This is a genomic window from Luteimonas pelagia (assembly GCF_054776035.1).
This window is the reverse complement of record NZ_BAAHCG010000003.1, coordinates 552,313-570,123: the sequence shown is the minus strand read 5'-3', so window position 1 is coordinate 570,123 and position 17,811 is coordinate 552,313. Positions and strand designations below refer to the sequence as shown.

At 72.1% G+C, this 17,811-nt stretch carries 11 protein-coding genes; 4 read left to right on the top strand and 7 right to left on the bottom strand.

Going from position 1 to position 17,811, the window contains the following annotated elements:
• The first annotated feature begins 21 nt into the window (after window positions 1-21).
• On the top strand, window positions 22-606 hold the full coding sequence (locus ACYU7H_RS11555; protein ID WP_460814865.1) for a hypothetical protein: 585 nt from the start codon (window positions 22-24) through the stop codon (window positions 604-606).
• Here the strand turns inward: ACYU7H_RS11555 and ACYU7H_RS11550 are convergent.
• The 6 genes from ACYU7H_RS11550 to pulA all read right to left on the bottom strand — a co-directional run bounded on the left by ACYU7H_RS11550 (window position 603) and on the right by pulA (window position 10,807).
• Complete coding sequence (locus ACYU7H_RS11550) at window positions 603-1,655, bottom strand: NAD(P)-dependent alcohol dehydrogenase (RefSeq protein WP_460814863.1); 1,053 nt, start codon at window positions 1,653-1,655, stop codon at window positions 603-605. The genes ACYU7H_RS11555 and ACYU7H_RS11550 overlap by 4 nt on opposite strands.
• Window positions 1,656-1,738: 83 nt before the next feature.
• Window positions 1,739-3,283, bottom strand: coding sequence for an FAD-dependent monooxygenase (locus ACYU7H_RS11545; protein ID WP_460814862.1), 1,545 nt, complete (start codon window positions 3,281-3,283; stop codon window positions 1,739-1,741).
• A 62-nt stretch (window positions 3,284-3,345) separates the two neighbouring features.
• A complete protein-coding gene (locus tag ACYU7H_RS11540; RefSeq protein WP_460814860.1) occupies window positions 3,346-5,124 on the bottom strand; it encodes an alpha/beta hydrolase-fold protein in 1,779 nt (592 codons plus the stop codon).
• Window positions 5,124-5,864, bottom strand: coding sequence for a DUF6445 family protein (locus ACYU7H_RS11535; protein WP_460814858.1), 741 nt, complete (start codon window positions 5,862-5,864; stop codon window positions 5,124-5,126). Before ACYU7H_RS11535 ends, ACYU7H_RS11540 begins: the two co-directional genes overlap by 1 nt.
• An 8-nt stretch (window positions 5,865-5,872) precedes the next feature.
• The gene (locus ACYU7H_RS11530; protein WP_460814857.1) at window positions 5,873-7,906 is read right to left on the bottom strand and encodes a glycoside hydrolase family 97 protein; all 2,034 of its coding nucleotides are present in this window, start codon (window positions 7,904-7,906) and stop codon (window positions 5,873-5,875) included.
• A gap of 150 nt (window positions 7,907-8,056) precedes the next feature.
• Entirely contained in the window at window positions 8,057-10,807 is a 2,751-nt protein-coding gene (pulA, locus tag ACYU7H_RS11525; protein ID WP_460814855.1) for a pullulanase-type alpha-1,6-glucosidase, read from the bottom strand.
• Window positions 10,808-10,928: 121 nt separating this feature from the next.
• Here pulA and ACYU7H_RS11520 point away from each other — a divergent pair, with 121 nt between their 5' ends.
• Complete coding sequence (locus ACYU7H_RS11520) at window positions 10,929-12,482, top strand: tryptophan halogenase family protein (protein WP_460814853.1); 1,554 nt, start codon at window positions 10,929-10,931, stop codon at window positions 12,480-12,482.
• Between the two features lie 31 nt (window positions 12,483-12,513).
• On the opposite strand, the gene ACYU7H_RS11515 is transcribed toward ACYU7H_RS11520, so the two are convergent.
• Window positions 12,514-14,133: an alpha-glucosidase family protein gene (locus tag ACYU7H_RS11515; RefSeq protein ID WP_460814851.1), complete on the bottom strand. Its 1,620-nt coding sequence runs from the start codon at window positions 14,131-14,133 to the stop codon at window positions 12,514-12,516.
• Between the two features lie 257 nt (window positions 14,134-14,390).
• Between ACYU7H_RS11515 and ACYU7H_RS11510 the strand changes: the two genes are divergently transcribed.
• Entirely contained in the window at window positions 14,391-15,899 is a 1,509-nt protein-coding gene (locus ACYU7H_RS11510; protein WP_460814849.1) for an MFS transporter, read from the top strand.
• The gene (locus ACYU7H_RS11505; RefSeq protein ID WP_460814848.1) at window positions 15,896-17,626 is read left to right on the top strand and encodes an alpha-amylase family glycosyl hydrolase; all 1,731 of its coding nucleotides are present in this window, start codon (window positions 15,896-15,898) and stop codon (window positions 17,624-17,626) included. Before ACYU7H_RS11510 ends, ACYU7H_RS11505 begins: the two co-directional genes overlap by 4 nt.
• Window positions 17,627-17,811: the final 185 nt, after the last annotated feature.

Sequence of the window (17,811 nt, the reverse complement as noted above, 5' to 3'; positions counted from 1 at the left end):
ACCCCGGAACGGAGCGACACGATGGCCATCGATCCGCAGGTCCGCGCCCACTGGCGCACCAGCCCGCTGCGGGCGCTGATGTGGGGCGGCGCGGCGGCGCTGCTCACGGTGCCCTGGTTCGCGATGCGCGCCGGCGTGGCCGGTGTCGACTGGACCGGCGCCGACTTCCTGGCGATGGGCGTGCTGCTGGGCCTGGCATGCCTGGCATTCGAGGCCCTGGCGCGCGCTTCCGGCGTGCTGGCCTATCGACTCGCCGCGGTCCTCACGGTCGGGACCGCGCTGGTGCTGGCGTGGGCGAACCTCGCGGTCGGCCTGATCGGCGACGAAGGGCACCCCGCGAACCTGCTGTACGTGGCGGTGCTCGCGCTGGTCGCCGGCGGCGCGCTGGGTGGACGGCTGCGGGCCGCCGCGATGGCACGGACGCTCGCTGCGGCGGCCACCGCGCAGGTCGCGATCGGTGCACTGGCGATGGTCGCGGGTTGGGGCGTGCCGGACAGCAGCGCGCTCGAAGTGCTCGCGGTGACCGCGTTCTTCACCCTGCCATGGCTGGCGGCAGCGGGCCTGTTCGCGCTCGCCGCGCGCGCGGAGGCGCGCCGTCCCGGCTAGCGCGCCATCGAGGCGATGTCGATCACGAAGCGGTACTTCACGTCGCTGCGCACCATGCGGTCGTAGGCGGCGTCGATGGCGTCGGCGTCGATCATCTCGATGTCGGCCACGATGCCGTGTTCGGCGCAGAAGTCGAGCATCTCCTGCGTCTCGGTCAGGCCGCCGATCAACGAGCCCGTGATCGCGCGGCGGCCGAAGATGAGGTTGCCGACGTTCGGCGACGGGTGCGGAACCTCCGGCACGCCGACCAGGCACAGCGTGCCGTCGCGCTTGAGCAGCCGCGCATAGGCGTCCAGGTCGTGGCTCGCGGCCACCGTGTCCAGGATGAAGTCGAAACGGGCGGCCTGCGCCTTCATCTGGTCCAAGTCGCGCGAGACGACCACCTCGTGCGCGCCGAGGCCGAGCGCGTCCTGGCGCTTGGACGGCGACGTGGTGAAGGCGACCACCTCCGCGCCCATCGCGGCGGCGAGCTTGATGCCCATGTGGCCCAGCCCGCCGATGCCGACGATCCCGACGCGATGCCCCGGCCCCACGCCCCAGTGCCGCAGCGGCGAGTACGTCGTGATGCCGGCGCACAGCAGCGGCGCCACGGCGGCCAGCCGGTCCTCCGGGTGGCGGATGCGCAGCACGAAGTCGCGATCGACCACGATCCGCTGCGCGTAGCCACCCAGCGTGTGCCCGGGTGCATCCTTGGTCGGCCCGTTGTAGGTGCCGACGAACCCGTTCTCGCAGTACTGCTCGAGCCCTTCGTCGCAGGCCGCGCAGCGCTTGCAGCTGCCGACGAGGCAGCCCACGCCGACGATGTCGCCGACCTTGAAGCCGCCCGCGTCGTCGCCGACCGCGGTCACCCGCCCGACGATCTCGTGCCCCGGCACGCACGGGTACTTCGTGCCCGGCCATTCGGAGCGGACGGTGTGCAGGTCGGAGTGGCAGACGCCGCAATAGGCGATGTCGATCCGGACGTCGCGCGGCCCGGGCGCGCGGCGCTCGATCGACATGGCTTTGATCGGCGCGTCGGCGGACGTGGCGCCGTAGGCGGTCGTGGTCATGGCGGGTCACCGGTCGGAAGGCCGCCCAGTGTCCCAGCCGGGGAGTGACGTCGTTGCGTGTGCCGCGCAGTCACCGGGCCGCACTACACCGGCGTCAAGCGGTCTCCCATGCGCAAGACACGGCCGAGCCCGCGAGTCGTCGTCACGTGGTCCCGCGTTGCCACAACGCCCAGGTAGCCATCCGGCCGGACACAGTAGGCGGCGTCGCGCAGCAGGCCCGCCTTCGCACAGGCGGGCGTCCAGGCGAATTCGTGCAGCGGCAGTGCCCGTTCGCGACACGCGGCCTTCAGCGCGGGGGATGCCACCCCGTACACGTGCACCTGCCATGCCCGGTCGCGCAGCGGCGCGTGGTTGTCTGGCGCTCCATCCACGCCCGGCACCCAGGGGAGCCGGTCCCCGCCCTGCAGCCGGCCGGCGCGTCCGTGGCTCAACGGGCTCTCGCGGTAGTGGATCCCGATCTGCGACACGCGCCGGAACATGGCGTCGCGGATGCGGGGCGTGCCGAAGGCCAGTCGCGCGATGCGGGGGGCCAGGCGCGTGCGCACGAACCGGGCGATCGGGCCGTCCGCGACGGCCAGGCGGAACGCCTGGTCGGTGGTCGCGACGAGCGTCCTGGCGAACGCCCGCCGTTCGATCCCGTACGTGTCGAGAAGCGCGTCGCCACCGCTGCCGCGCAGCGCCGCCTCCAGCTTCCAGGCGAGGTTGACCGCATCGCCGATGCCGGTGTTCATGCCCTGCCCGCCCGCGGGGCTGTGCACGTGCGCCGCGTCGCCGAGCAGGAAGGCGCGGCCCACGCGGAACCGGTCGGCCACGCGGTGGTGCACGCGGTACGTGGAGAACCAGTTCACCCGTTCGGCCACCAGCTGCAGCCGGTCGATGGCGTGGTGCGCGACGTCGTCGAAGCCGAGGGTGTCCTCCGCATCCGGGTCGTCGTCCCTGAGCGTGCCGATCAGGCGCACCGCGCCGGGCCGGCCGTACGGCAGGACGAACACGAAGTCGGCATCGTCCAGCGACAGGTGTCCTTCGCCGTCGATGGCGCGGCCGCCGCCTTCCACGTCCGCCACGTAGAACAGCTGCCCGGACGTGCCGCCCGTGAACGGAACGCCCAGGCGCGTGCGCACGGCGGAGCGCGCGCCATCGCAGCCGGCGAGGTAGCGCGCGGTGCAGGTCGACGTGCCGCCGCCCGCGTGGCGCAGCGTCGCCGCGACGTGGTCGCCGTGGTCGACCAGGTCGTCGAGCGTGGTCCTGCGCTCGATCTCGACGCCCATCGCCCGCAGGCGCCGGGCGAGCAGCGTCTCGTGCCGGTCCTGCGGGTAGGTCAGCAGGAAGGGGAACGGCGTCAGCCCCCGTCCCGCATCGCCGAGCGCGAGCCGGGCACGGTGCCGCCCGCGCACCCAGAGGTTGAGCCGGACGTTGCGGTTGCCTTCGGCGACGACCTCGTCGGCGAGTTCCAGCTGCCGGTACAGCTCGAGCGTGCGCGCGTGCACGACCATCGCCCGCGACTGGGCCACGGTGCTGTCGGCCTTGTCGATGATCCGCACCTTCACGCCCTGCGCGGTGAGCCAGAGCGCGAGCACCAGGCCGGTGGGACCGGCGCCGGCGACCAGGACCTCGGTGTCGGTCTGCATGGGAACCCCCTGCGACGCGGCGCCACTGTGCGCCGGCACGGGGGCTTGCGCCAGCCCGTCCCTCAGTCCGCCAGCAGGAACAGGAGGATGTCGTCCATCCGCGCGCGCCAGGCCCGCTCGTTGTGCCCGGCGCCCTCGTACACGCGCGTGGTCCAGTTGACGCCATCCACGTAGCCGGCCGCGCGCATCGCCGCGTCCATGCGCTGCTGGTACGGCGCGTAGCCGGCGTCGAGCGTGGCGGTGCCGTGGTCGAACCAGATGCGGTGGGTGGCGGGGTCCGGAAGGTGGCGGGCGAACCAGTCGACCACCAGACCCTCGCCGAGCGGCAGGTGCGTCGAGACCGCGCCGACGCGGCCGAAGACGTCCGGATATTCGGCCGCCGCGTACAGCGAGATCAGTGCACCCATGCTGGAGCCGGCGATGAGCGTGTCGTCGCGCCCGGGCCGGGTGCGGAACGCCGCGTCCACGCGCGGCTTCAGTTCCTCGACCAGGAACCGCAGGTACGCATCCGAGACCACGCGTTCGGTGGAAATCGGCGGACGCCCCTCGACGCCGGTCGCAATGCTGCCGCCGGTCGCGACCTTCTGCGGCATGTACTCCTCGAAGCGTGCCGGCGTGTTCCACACGCCGACCACGATCGCCGGTTCGATCCGGCCCGCGACCGCCAGCCGCGTCATCGACTCGTCCACGCCCCAGTCGACGCCGGTGTAGCTGAGCGACGGGTCGAACAGGTTCTGCCCGTCGTGCATGTACAGCACCGGATAGCGCGCGTCCGGATTCTCCGCATAGCCGGGCGGCAGCCAGATGTCGACGTCGCGCGCCGGCACGTGCGCGGACGGCACCTGCCGCCAGCTGACCGTGGTGCCGGTGGCATCGAGCGATGGCGCGGTCGGGCCGTAGGCCCAGCGCAGGAAGTGCGGGAGCAGCCGCGCCCACGACGGCTGGTCGTGCCTGCCGTCCGGCAACACGTGCAGGACGACGTCGGCGCGGTCGGGATCGATGGCGTGGTCCGCGTCGACCTTGTAGCCGAGCTGCGCCAGCCCGCGCAGGCCCTCGCCCGCCTCGATGCCGTCCGGGTTCCAGCCCAGGGCGAAGTCGCGCACGTCGTCGAGCGCATCGTTGATGCCGTCGCCATCGCGGTCGTCGGCTTCCTCCCGGTCGCCGATGCCGAGGAACAACTTGAGGCCCACGCGGGGCGGGCCGGCATGGAGCTGCCGTTGCGCGTGGCGCGTGCGCTGCACCGCGTCCGCGTCGTCGCCGCCTTCGGACAGCCACAGCGACGGCGAGAACATGCCCACGCGGCCGAACAGCTCCGGGTACTGCCAGCCGAGGTTGAACGCGGCCAGGCCGCCGAGCGACCAGCCGAGGCTGGCGCGTGCATCCGGCATGGCGCGCGTGTTGTAGCGCGCGTCGAGCGCGGGCACGAGGTCGTCGGCCACCCATTGCGCGTAGTCGTGCGCGCGGCGGCCGACCGGGCCGTACTTCGTTTCGGTCACCACGGGCGTACCTGCCGCGCGGTCGGACAGCGCGTAGGTGCCCATCCGGTCGGGCAGCATGTGGATCGCCGCCACGACAACCGGGCGGATCGCGTCGCGTGCGTACAGCGCCGCGAGCGTTTCGCGCAGCCGCACGCCGGGCGTGTCCTGGCCGTCGTGCATGTACAGCACCGGGTAGCCCGGCGCGGCGGCGGGGTCGTAGCCCGGCGGCAGGTGCACGTCGACGCGCACGCGGTCGGGCGCGAACGCCGGCGGGGTGAAGTGGTGCGTCTCGACCCGCGCCGGGGTGGCGGCGAAGGCTGCGGGCACGAACAGGCACAGCAGGACGCCGAGGCGCGCGGACATCATCGGTTGGACGTTCCAGTCGGGGCCGCGTCGCCCGGGGCGAGGCTGCGGCGGCAGAGGAAGAAGCCGTTGAGGGTCAGCCGGCCGCGACGTGGATCCGGGTCGAGCCGGTCCGGCGCGCGGATCTCGCCGGCATGGAACAGCGTGCCGTCGTAGAAGACCAGGCGGTTGAAGCGCGCCGGCACGGTCGCGACCTTCGCGAACCAGTCGCTGTCGTCGGGATAGCCGCGCGGGATGCCGTGGCGCGCGCTGAACGCGTCCGCGTCGAGCGCCGCCGAGTCCTGCACCAGGGCGGCGATCTCCGGCAGCGGCCGACGCGGCCGGTAGAAGCTGGTGCCGCCCAGCGCCGCGTCCCGGAACAGGTACAGCACCGACGCGGCGATCGACTGGCCGTGCCCGGCCTCCAGCCGGTCGACGTGCGGGATCCACTGGCGCGGCGCGAGTTCGCCCGGGGGCCGCGTGGTGATCGACAGCCGGCAGTGGCTGCGCAGCACGCGGCGCGCACCGAGATGCACGCGCGCGTGCTCGGAGAAGAAGCGGTCGAACTGCGTGGCCACCACCTCCGGCAGCGGCAGTTCCGGGCCCGGGTAGGCGTTGCCGGGTTCACCCCGGAACGCCGCCGCGTGCGCGGCGGCGCGCTCGACCCACGCGTCCGGATCGGCCAGCGCATCGTCGACCACGACGCAGGCATGCCGCGGCGTGACCGGGACGACCTCGATGCGTGGCCGCGGGTTGAACACGGCCGGGGTCAGCGCGCGACGAAACGGATCGCCTGTCCGCCGCCCGCGGCCAGCCGCAGCGGCAGCACGTCCGCGCTGGTCACCTCGACCGTCTCGCGCGCGAAGGCGAAGGGCCTGTCCTGCCAGTGCGCGCCCTCGCCGTCGCGGTAGACCTGCGCGGTATAGCGGCGGCCGGGCTCGAGGAACGACAGCGGCACCTGCAGCGCCCTGCCCTGCTCGTCGGTGACCGCGCCGAGGTACCAGTCCGCGCTGTCGCGGTCCTGCCGGGCGACGACCGCGTAGTCGCCGATCTCGCCCGCGAGCACGCGCGTCCTGGCCCAGTCGGCCGGCACGTCCTTGATGAACCGGAACGCGTCCATGCGTTCGGCGTAGTGCTCCGGCAGGTCGGCGGCCATCTGCACCGGGCTGTACAGCACCACGTACAGCGCCAGCTGCTTGGCGAGCGTGGTCTGGATGGCCTGGCCGCGGCCCTGCAGGCTGAGGATGCCCGGGGTGAAGTCCATCGGGCCGGACAGCATGCGGGTGAACAGCAGCTCGGCCTCGTGCTCGGGCGGGTTGGTCGGCTGGCCCCAGGCGCCGTACTCCATGCCGCGCGCGCCCTCGCGGCTGACCCAGTTGGGATACGTGCGGCGCAGGCCGGTGTCCTTGACCGGCTCGTGCGCGTTGATCGCGACCCGGTGACGTGCCGCGGCCTCCAGCGCGCGCAGGTGGTGGTTCACGTTCCACTGGCCGTCGTGCCATTCGCGCACGACGGTGCCGTCGGGCAGCCGGCGCTCGATCTGGCCGGCGTCGCAGACGTAGCCGGTCTTGACCACGTCGATGCCGAGGCGGGCGTTCATCGCGAACGCGGCGTCCATCTGGTCCTCGTAGTGGCTGACCGCGCAGCCGGTCTCGTGGTGGCCGATCAGGTGCACGCCGCGGGCCTTCGCGTAGGCCGAGAGCGCCTCGATGTCGAAGTCGGCGGTCGCCTTCGTGAAGTCGAAGTCGTAGCCGTTGCCGAACCACTGGCCATCCCAGCCCGGGTTCCAACCCTCGACCAGCACGCCGCGGAAGCCGTGCTCGGCCGCGAAGTCGATGTAGCGCTTCGTGTTGGCCGTGGTCGCGCCGTGCTTCGGGCCGCGGGCCCAGCTCTCCTCCTCCAGGTGCAGCGACCACCAGATGCCGACGTACTTGGCCGGCTCGAACCAGCTCACGTCACCCAGCCTGTTGGGTTCGTTGAGGTTGAGGACCAGGTCCGACGACGCATACAGCGCCGGTGCCGTGTCCGCGACCTGGACGGTGCGCCACGGGGTTTCGAACGGCAGCGTCCGCTTGACCTTCCAGCCTTCCGACGCGGGCGACAGCTGGGCGCGGAACCGGCGGCCCTCGGCGCGCCGCAGCCACATCGCCGAATAGTCGACCAGCGCGGCCTCGTGGATGGCGACGTGCAGGCCGTCGTCGGTGCGCACGGTCATCGGCGTGTGCGCGCTGGTGACCTCCTCGACCGGGGTGGTGTCGTACAGGTACTCGTAGCGGTTCCACTCGCCGGCCGGGATCCACCAGGCGGTGGCCGGTTCGGCGAGCACGAACTCGGTGAGCTCGTCGTCGATGATGGCCTCGGCCATCGCCGGCTGTTCCGGGAACACGTAGCGGAAGCCGACGCCGTCGTCGAACACCCGGAACACCACGTCGAAGGTGCGATGCGGCGCGATCGTCTCCCGGATGGTGGCGCGCAGTTCCTCGTGGTGGTCGCGCACGAAGCGGTTCTCGCCCCACGGCTGCTCCCAGGTCTCGTCATGGCTCGCGGTCGCGCTGCCGGCGAGCGCGAGGTTGCGCTCGATCGTGCCGCTGTTGCGCAGCCGGAAGCCCAGGCGCGAGTCGGCGATCACCGGCTCGCCGAAGCGCAGCACGCGATAGGCGAGCCGGCCGTCGTCGATGTCGAGCTCGACGGTCAGCACGTCGTTCGGCGACGACACCGAGGCGACGGTGGCGGCGTGGGCGGCCGGCGCGAGCAGGGCGGCGGCGAGCAGTGCGGCAGCTGGCGGGCGAGGGGCGAGGCGCATCGGGTCGTCCTGTGGCTGGGATCGGTGGTGGCGTCTGGATCGCGAGGTGTCGCCTGTCGTAGGAGCGGGCCTACGCCCGCGATGCCTTCGCGCGGATCCAGCCGGCGCGGGATCGCGCCTGTAGAGGCGCTCCTACGGGAGGATTGGGGTTCATTGCATGGGCTCGACGACGACGATGGCGGTGCGGGGGGGAAGGTCGATCAGGCCGGTGTCGCTGTCGTACCGCGCGTCGTAGGGCCAAGGGTCGCCGGCCTCCGGCGCGCGGTGGACCGGATGCAGGTCCCAGTCGCGTCCGGGCGGCGTCTGCACGGTCTGCGCCTCCGGCGATACGTTCACCAGGTACATCAGCGCGCCGAAGTTCGCGCCCGGGTACCCGCGCCCGTCGATCTCGCCCACGACCACGTGCGGGTTCTGGTCCGGTCCCGTGTTGTGGAAGCGCAGGCGCCGGCGCACGTCGTCGGCCGTGCGCAGCCGCAGCAGCGTGGTGCTCGCGCGGATCCGAAGCAGGTCGAGGAAGGCGTCGCGGGTGAAGGCGATGTCCGCCGGCGACGGCGCGATGCCCGCGTTCCGCAGCAGCGGCCGCATCAGGGCCCAGTCCTCCCGGTTGTCCTGCGCCGCCGGCAGGCCCGTGCCGAAGTGGTTGCCCCGCCCGGTCCAGTCGACCCGGTTGAACCAGTCGCCCGAGTCGTAGCTGTTGCGGTCGAGCGACTTGCTGCGCAACAGCTCGCCGCCGGCATGGAAGTAGGCGATGCCCTGGCTGAAGGCGTTGAGCGCCAGCGCCAGCACCTGCACGCGCGCGCGCTCCGCCGTCGTCGTGTCGGGCGGCAGCTTGAACACGTTGATGTCGAACAGTGTCTGGTTGTCGTGGTTCTCGACGTAGTTCACGACCTCGCCAGGCTGCGCCACGTAGCCCGCCGGCTGGCCCTTGTAGTCGAGCGCGGACAGCGGGCGCTCGACGCCGTCGGCCATCGCCATCCGGTAGTCGGCGAGCGTTCCGGCTAGGCCGGCGCGCACCAGGTCGGCGGCATGCAGCAGGTCGGCGCGCGTCGCGCCGGTGCCGCGGCCGTTGTCGTCGTAATGCAGGCCGTTGGCGTAGCCCTGTACCCACAGCGCGTCGCCCCGGTCGGCGGGCCCACCGCCGCGGATCGCGTCGCGCGCGCGGTCGCTGAAAGTGCCGATGCCCGAGCCCTGCAGCGATCCCTGCGAGGCCTGCACGAAACGCCTGCCGTCGGCGACCTCGCCGAAGTTCCAGCCCTCGCCGATCAGCTCGACCCGTCGGCCCGCGGCGGCATCGACACGCGCCTGCAGCCGCGCCATCGCCTCGCGCGGCTGGTGGCCCATGAGGTCGAAGCGGAACGAGTCGATGCCGTAGTGGCGCACCCACAGTCCGGCCGAGTCGACCATCAGCCGCGCCATCATCGCGTGCTCGGTCGCGGTGTTGTCGCAGCAGGTCGAGCGTTCGACCATGCCGTTGGCGTCGAGGCGGTGGTAGTAGCCGGGCACGATGCGGTCGAGCACCGAGCGCGGCGACTGGCCCGACGCGGTGGTGTGGTTGTAGACGACGTCCATGCCCACCCGCAGGCCGGCGGCGTGCAGCGCCTGCACCATGGCCCGGAACTCGCGGATGCGCGCCGCAGGGTCGCGCGCGTCGGTGGCGAAGCTGCCCTCCGGCACGTTGAAGTGCCACGGGTCGTAGCCCCAGTTGAAGCAATCCGCCGCGGCCGTCGCCATCACCGCGGCCTGCTGGGCGTCGCTGTCGGGCGCGGCGTCCGGAACGTCCGGGACCACGCAGCCGACCTCGGGCACCGAGGCCAGGTCGAACACTGGCAGCAGGTGCACGTCGGTGATGCCCGCGGCGCGCAGCGCGCGCAGGTGGCGCATGCCGTCGCCGTCCTCGCCGAACGCCAGGTAGGTTCCGCGATGCCCGGCCGGCACGCGGGCGTCGTCGCGCGAGAAATCGCGCACGTGCAGTTCGTAGATCGCCATGTCGACCTGGGCACCGAGCGGCGCCGGGCGCGGCGCGGCGTCCCAGCCGTCCGGCTTCAGCGCCGCGTCGTCGAGGTCGAGGAACACGCTGCGCGCGCTGTCCGCCGTCAGCGCGACCGCGTACGGGTCCGTCACCCGGTTGCGCACCATGCCGACGCCCGGCACGTGCACGTCGACCAGGAAGGTGTACGCACGACCCGAGAGGTCGTCGTCCAGGCGGGCCGACCACGCCCCCGTCGCGTCCTCGCGGACCATCGCGAGGTGGCCGGTGGCCGGCCCGTCGGGCGCGTCGTGCAGGCACGCCGAGACGGTGCGCGCGGTCGGCGCCCAGACGCGCAGGGAGGACGCATGGGCATCGCGCACCGGGCCCAGCGCCGGATCGGTGTCCTCGGCCGCCGCGGCGTAGATCACGTCGAGCGCGCCCGGCGACTGGACGTGGGTGGCGTCGAGCACGGTGCCGTCGTCGGCCTCGTGCACCACCAGCACCTGGCCGCGCAGCAGCGTCGCCAGCGCGGCGCGATCCTCCCGGTCGAGCGAGAGCGCGACGCCTTCCCCCGTGAACGCGAAGCGCCGCGTCACGGGATCGGACAGCAGATCCGCCGGCGCGAGCCCGAGTTCGATGTCCGTCCCGGACACGCGGCCGCCCACGGGGGCGACGAGCGCGGCGGTGGCCGAATGCACGAGCCGGAACCGCCCGGGCTTCTGGCGCTTGCCGGGCCAGCGCAGGGTGCCCGCGTCCAGCCAGTACGCCCGGGCATCCGCGGCGGGGTGGCGGGCCGCCGACAGGACCGTCGCGTGCGTGGGTGCATCGCATTCCGGGGGGATGTCCGCCGGCGGCGCGACGGCCACCGGACCGCCGCGTGCCGCGCACGCGGCCAGCACCGCCACGGCGCCCGCGGCGATGAATGCGCGCATGAATACGTTTCCACGCCGGCCGGCGACGGGGCCGGGCGGCGCAGAATGACCGGCCGGGCCGGTCGCCCTAGACTCGGCCCGGGCCAGTCCGCGTGGACGCAAGGGGATCGGGGAAAAAGGCATGTCAGTCGATCGCATCACGCAGCTCGTCATCGTCGGGGGCGGTACCGCGGGCTGGATGGCCGCCGCGGCGCTGTCCAAGGTCCTGTCGCGGGAGTACACGATCCGGCTGGTCGAGTCCGAGGAGATCGGCACGGTCGGCGTCGGCGAGGGCACGATCCCCCTCATCAAGACCTTCAACAAGGCCCTCGGGCTGGACGAGGCGGACTTCATCCGCCGCACGAAGGGCACGTTCAAGCTCGGCATCGATTTCGTCGACTGGCACCGGAAAGGCGAGCGCTACGTGCACGGGTTCGGCCGGATCGGCCAGGACCTCGGGCTCGTGCCCTTCCACCATTACTGGCTGAAGCTCCGTGCCGCCGGCCAGGCCGCGCCGCTGGACGAGTACTCGATCAACACCATGGCGGCGCGCAACAACAGGTTCATGCGCGCGCAGCTCGACCGGCCCAACTCCCCGCTGGCCGACATCGCCTACGCCTACCACTTCGACGCCGCGCTGTACGCGCGCTACCTGCGCGAGTACGCCGAAGCGCGCGGGGTGCAGCGCATCGAGGGCAAGGTCGCCGACGTGGTGCTGCGCGCGGAGGACGGTTTCGTCGAGGCCGTGGTCATGGAAGGCGGCCGGCGCATCGACGGCGAGCTGTTCATCGACTGCTCCGGCTTCCGCGGCCTGCTGATCGAGCAGGCGCTCGAGACCGGCTACGAGGACTGGACCCACTGGCTGCCGTGCGACCGCGCGGTCGCGGTGCCGTGCGCCCACGGCGACGGCCCGCTCACGCCTTACACCCGCTCGACCGCGCGCGACGCCGGCTGGCAGTGGCGCATTCCGCTGCAGCACCGCATCGGCAACGGCTACGTGTTCAGCAGCGCGCACGTCAGCGAGGACGAGGCGACCGCGACGCTGATGGCCAACCTCGACGGCGAGGCCCTGGCCGAACCGCGCACGCTGCGCTTCGTGACCGGCAAGCGCAGGAAGACCTGGAACCGGAACGTGGTCGCCATGGGCCTGGCGTCCGGCTTCATGGAACCGCTCGAGTCCACCAGCATCCACCTGATCCAGTCGGCGATCGCCAAGCTCACCGCGTTCTTCCCGCACGGCGGCATCGATCCGGCCGACGTGGACGAGTTCAACGCCCACGTCGACTTCGAGGTGGAGCGCATCCGCGACTTCCTGGTGCTGCACTACACCGCCACCGCGCGCGACGACACGCCGTTCTGGGACCACTGCCGGACGATGGCCGTGCCCGGCACGCTGCGGCGCAAGACCGAGGTGTTCGCCGCCAACGGCCGCGTGTTCCGCGAGCACGACGAACTGTTCGCCGAGCCCAGCTGGGTGCAGGTCATGCTCGGACAGGGCATGGCGCCGCGCGGCTACCACGGCCTGGTCGACGCGCAGCCCGAGCAGAAGGTGGTCGACTACATGGCGCAGGTGCGCGGGGTGATCGCCAACTGCGTCGGCGCGATGCCCACGCACTCGGCCTACATCGAGCGCCTGGTGGCCGCCGCGGAGCGCGCGGCCGCCGGACGTGCCGACGCCGAGCACGCGGCGGCCTGAGCCTGGCCGCCGGGCCGCCGCGCCCGGCATCTCAGCCAAGCGCGGCGTACAGCACGCCGTGCGCGGGCAGCCGGACCGCGTCGCCATCGATCGCGCCGGCGTGCTGGCCGTGGTCGTCGAGCGCCGTTGCGCGCATTCCCTCGGGTAGCGGCCAGCGCACCGCCTCGCGCCCGAGGTTGAAGACCACCAGCAGCCGTTCGCCCTCGCCCTCGCGCACGAACGCGAGCACCGGTTCGGCCGCGTCGAGGAAGCGGATCGACCCGGTGACCAGCGCCGGGTGCGCGCGGCGCCAGGCCAGGAACGCGCGTGCGCGGTTGAGCACCGACGACGGTTCGCCGTCCTGCACCGCGACGCTCGCGTCCCGGTGGTCGTCCGGGATGGGCAGCCAGGGCGTCCCGGTGGTGAAACCCGCTTGCGCGCCCGTGTCCCACGGCATCGGCGTGCGGCACCCGTCGCGGCCCCTGAAGGTCGGCCAGAACGCGATGCCGTACGGGTCCTGCAGCGACTCGAAGGGCACCTCGGCTTCGCGCAGGCCCAACTCCTCGCCCTGGTACAGGCACACGGAGCCGCGCAGCGAGCAGACCAGCGCGACGAGCTGCGCGGCCAGCGCCGGGTGCGGGTCGCCGCCGCCCCAGCGCGTCACCGCGCGCTGCACGTCGTGGTTGGAGATCGCCCAGCACGGCCAGCCGTGCGGCATGCGCTCCTCGAGCGTCTCGACGGTGCCGCGGATGTGGCCGGCGCTGCGGTCGTCGGTCAGCAGTTCGAAGCTGTAGCCCATGTGCAGGCGTCCGTCGCCCACGTATTCGGCCATGGTCGCCAGCGAGTCCTCGGAGGAGATCTCGCCGAGCGCGGCCACGTCCGGGTAGCGGTCCATCAGCGCGCGCAGGTCCTCGAGGAAGCCGAGGTTCTCGGGCTGGGTGTTGTTGTGGTGGTGGTACTGGAACGCGTACGGGTTGTCGGGCGAGAACCCGCGCCCGGTGCGCAGCGCCGGCGGCTTGGGCGGGTTGTCGCGCAGCAACGCGTCGTGGAAGCAGAAATTGATCGCGTCCAGCCGCATCCCGTCCACGCCGCGATCGAGCCAGAAGCGCACGTTGTCGAGCATGGCTTCACGAACCGCTGGGTTGTGGAAGTTCAGGTCCGGCTGCGAGGCCAGGAAGTTGTGCAGGAAGTACTGGCCGCGGCGCGGCTCCCACGTCCACGCCACGCCGCCGAAGATCGACAGCCAGTTGTTCGGCGGCGTGCCGTCGTCGCGGGCGTCGGCCCAGACGTACCAGTCGGCCTTGGGGTTGGTGCGGTCCTCGCGGCTCTCGCGGAACCAGGCGTGCTCGACCGAGGTGTGGCTGAGCACCTGGTCGATCACCACCTTCAGCCCGAGCGCGTGGGCCTTCTCCAACAGCCGGTCGAAGTCGTCGAGCGTGCCGAACATCGGGTCGACGTCGCGGTAGTCGGCGATGTCGTAGCCGAAGTCGGCCATCGGCGAACGGAAGAACGGCGAGATCCAGATCGCGTCCACGCCCAGCGAGGCGACATGGTCCAGCCGCTCGATGATGCCGGGCAGGTCGCCGATGCCGTCGCCATCCGTGTCCTGGTAGCTGCGCGGGTAGATCTGGTAGATCACCGCGCCGCGCCACCACTGTCCCTGCTTCGCCATCGCGCCCCCGAAGTCCCCTCGCCCGACCACGGCGCGGCCACCGGCCGTTCCGGACGGCGACTATTCCATGGCCCCGGGCGCGCGGCGCGGGACGGTGGTCATGGGGCGCGGTGAATACGTTTGCATCGCCGATGGTGCAGTGCGATGCCCGCCTAGCATGCGGCGACGCAACACGACGGCGACCCCGCCGCCCGCCTCGCCGGGCGCCCGCCATGCGTGCACACTCCGCCCGGGCCGCCCGACGCCAGGACCATCGAATGCACCCTGCGACTCCCGCCAAGCCGACGCTCACGTTCTGGCAGATCTGGAACATGTGCTTCGGATTCCTCGGCATCCAGTTCGGCTTCGCGCTGCAGAACGCCAACGTCAGCCGCATCTTCCAGACGCTCGGCGCGGACATGGACCAGATCCCGCTGCTGTGGATCGCCGCGCCGCTGACCGGGCTGATCGTTCAGCCGATCGTGGGCTACCTGTCCGACCGCACGTGGACCGGGCTGGGCCGGCGCCGCCCCTACTTCCTGGTCGGCGCGGTGCTGGCGACGCTGGCCCTGTTCTTCATGCCGAACTCGCCGGCGCTGTGGATCGCGGCCGGAACGCTGTGGATCCTGGACGCGTCGATCAACATCGCGATGGAACCGTTCCGCGCGTTCGTCGGCGACCAGATGCCGGCGCGCCAACGGCCCGCGGGCTACGCGATGCAGAGCTTCTTCATCGGCGTCGGCGCGGTCGTCGCGAGCATGCTGCCGTGGCTGCTGGCGCAGGCCGGCGTGGCCAATACCGCGGGGCCGGGCGAGGTGCCGGACACCGTGCGCTACGCCTTCTACGCCGGTGGCGTGGTGCTGCTGGGCGCGGTCGGCTGGACGGTCCTGCGCACGCGCGAATACCCGCCGGACCGGCTCAAGGCCTGGGACGAGGCACCACCCATCCCTCGCCGGCCGATGGACCCGGTGCGCGCGCGCCGCAACGGGTTGGCCTGGCTTGCCGGCGGCCTGGCGGGAGCCGCGCTGGTGTTCGGCTTCGGGCTCGACCGGCAGCTCTACGTCCTCGCCGGCGGCATCGCCGCGTATGGCCTCGCGCTGCTGGTGCTCGCCCTCGGCCGCAGGCAGGGCGCGTTCGCCACCATCATGGGCGACCTGTACGACATGCCGCCGGCGATGCGCAAGCTCGCCGTGGTGCAGTTCTTCAGCTGGTTCGCGCTGTTCGCGATGTGGATCTACACCACCGGCGCGGTGACCGAGGTGCATTACGGCAGCACGGACCCGGCGTCGCCGGCCTACAACGAGGGCGCGAACTGGGTCGGCGTGCTGTTCGCCGCGTACAACGGCTTCGCGGCGCTCGCGGCGATCGTGATCCCGTGGATGGTGCGGCGCATGGGCCTGCGCATCAGCCACCTGGTCAACGTGTCGCTGGGCGGGCTCGGCCTGCTGTCCTTCCTGTGGATCCGCGACCCGCAGTGGCTGCTGCTGTCGATGGTGGGCGTGGGCTTCGCGTGGGCGTCGATCCTCTCGCTGCCCTACGCCCTGCTGTCGGACAGCCTTCCCGCGGAAAAGATGGGCGTGTACATGGGCATCTTCAACTTCTTCATCGTCATCCCGCAGCTGGTGGCGGCGAGCCTGCTGGGCTTCCTGCTGCGCACGTTCCTGGACGGCGCGCCGATCAACGCGCTGGCGATCGGCGGCGTCAGCCTGCTGGTCGCGGGGCTGTGCACGCTGCGGGTGAGCGAGCCGACGGTGGCGACGCGGCCCGTGCCGGCGGTGCAGCCGTGAGCGCGCGCGGCCTGAAGCCCGGCGTGGTGGCACTGTCGGTGGCGCTGGCACTGGCCGGGTGCGCGACGGCACCGGAGTCGCCCTACTCCGACCGCACGTGGCGCGGGACCGATGAGCCGTTCGCGGCGAACGCGGTCTACTTCGTGGTCACCGACCGCTTCGTCAACGGCGATCCGTCCAACGACCAGCGCGACCAGGGCGGCGAACTGAAGACGTTCGACCGGCCGCTCGCGCCCTGCGACGGCGTGGCCGGCAACATCGGCTACCTCGGCGGCGACTTCCGCGGGATCGTCGACAACCTGGACTACATCCGCTCGATGGGCTTCGGCGCCCTCTGGATCACGCCGGTCGTCGACAACCCGGACGAGGCGTTCACCGGCGGCACCGAACCGGGCTGCGGCACGATCCTCAGCGACCGCGGCAAGACCGGCTACCACGGCTACTGGGGCGTCAACTTCTTCGAGCTCGACGAGCACCTGCCCAGCGACGGCCTGGACTTCCGCGACCTCGCCGACGCGGTGCACGCGCGCGACATGAAGCTGGTGCTCGACATCGTCGGCAACCACGGCTCGCCGGCGTGGACGATGACCCATGACCAGCCGCTGTTCGGCGAGCTGTACGGTCGCGACGGCACCCTGCTCGCCGACCACCAGAACCTGCCGCCCACCGAACTGGATCCGGACGGCAACCCGCTGCACGCGTTCTTCAACGACACCGGCCCGATCGAATGGGGCACCGGGTCGATCTACGACGGCAACCTGGCGCAGCTGGGCGACTTCGACGCCGCGAACCCGGCGGTGCTCGACTACCTGTCGGCGGCCTACCTGCACTGGATCGACCAGGGCGCCGACGCGTTCCGCATCGACACGATCGCGTGGATGCCGACATCCTTCTGGCAGGCCTTCACCGAGCGGGTGCGCGCGAAGCACCCGGGCTTCTACATGTTCGGCGAGGCCTTCGATTACGAGGCGGCGAACATCGCGAAGCACACGCTGCCGGGGCAGGGCGAGGTCAGCGTGCTCGACTTCCCGATGAAGCAGGCGATGGACGAGGTGTTCGGTCGGAAGGACGCGGGCTTCGAGCGCCTCGCGCCGACGCTGCAGCTCGTCGACGGCCCGTACGCGAACCCGTACGACCTGGCGACCTTCTACGACAACCACGACATGCCGCGGATGGACGCCAGCGACGAAGGCTTCATCGACGCGCACCACTGGCTGTTCACCGCGCGCGGGATCCCGGTGGTGTACTACGGCTCGGAGACCGGGTTCATGCGCGGGCGCGCGGAGCACGCGGGCAACCGCAGTTACTTCGGCCAGGACCGCGTGGACGCGGCCGCCGCGAACCCGATCCAGCAGGCGCTGAAGCGCATCGGCAACGTGCGACGGGCGACGCCGGCGCTGCAGCGCGGCGTGCAGCTGAACCTGGAACTGCACGGCGACCGGGCGGCGTTCTACCGCGTGCTGCAGGACGGCGACGTGCGGCAGCTCGCGCTGGTGCTGTTGAACAAGGGCGACGCGCCGGCGGCGTTCGAGGTGTCGGAGCTGCTCGAAGCCGGCACGTGGCGCGACGCGGTGGGCGGCGGGACGACGACGATTGTCACCGGCGGAACGCTGGCCTCGACCGTGCCGGCGCACGGCGCGCAGGTCTGGATCCTGGACGGCCCGGTGACCCGCCCCGACCTCGCCGCCGCCCTCGACGCCGCCACCGGCACCGCGCCCAGCCCCTGATCCCGCGCGTGCGAGGCCCCTGCGCGATCGTTGGCCTGCGCGTTTGATGCGCCTGGGGGTTCGGCGCCCCGGGGCCTTCGTTGCCCCTGTAGGAGCGCACCTCGGGGCGCGACCCGCGCGCCTGTCGGACGCGCGGCGCAAGCGGTCGGGGTGCAAGCTCCGCGCCTACAGGATGCGATGAACCC

Coding starts and splice junctions, on each gene's coding strand:
- ACYU7H_RS11555 (WP_460814865.1), top strand. CDS start 22: ATGGCCATCGATCCGCAGGTCCGCGCCCACTGGCGCACCAGCCCGCTG.
- ACYU7H_RS11550 (WP_460814863.1), bottom strand. CDS start 1,655: ATGACCACGACCGCCTACGGCGCCACGTCCGCCGACGCGCCGATCAAA.
- ACYU7H_RS11545 (WP_460814862.1), bottom strand. CDS start 3,283: ATGCAGACCGACACCGAGGTCCTGGTCGCCGGCGCCGGTCCCACCGGC.
- ACYU7H_RS11540 (WP_460814860.1), bottom strand. CDS start 5,124: ATGTCCGCGCGCCTCGGCGTCCTGCTGTGCCTGTTCGTGCCCGCAGCC.
- ACYU7H_RS11530 (WP_460814857.1), bottom strand. CDS start 7,906: ATGCGCCTCGCCCCTCGCCCGCCAGCTGCCGCACTGCTCGCCGCCGCC.
- pulA (WP_460814855.1), bottom strand. CDS start 10,807: ATGCGCGCATTCATCGCCGCGGGCGCCGTGGCGGTGCTGGCCGCGTGC.
- ACYU7H_RS11520 (WP_460814853.1), top strand. CDS start 10,929: ATGTCAGTCGATCGCATCACGCAGCTCGTCATCGTCGGGGGCGGTACC.
- ACYU7H_RS11515 (WP_460814851.1), bottom strand. CDS start 14,133: ATGGCGAAGCAGGGACAGTGGTGGCGCGGCGCGGTGATCTACCAGATC.
- ACYU7H_RS11510 (WP_460814849.1), top strand. CDS start 14,391: ATGCACCCTGCGACTCCCGCCAAGCCGACGCTCACGTTCTGGCAGATC.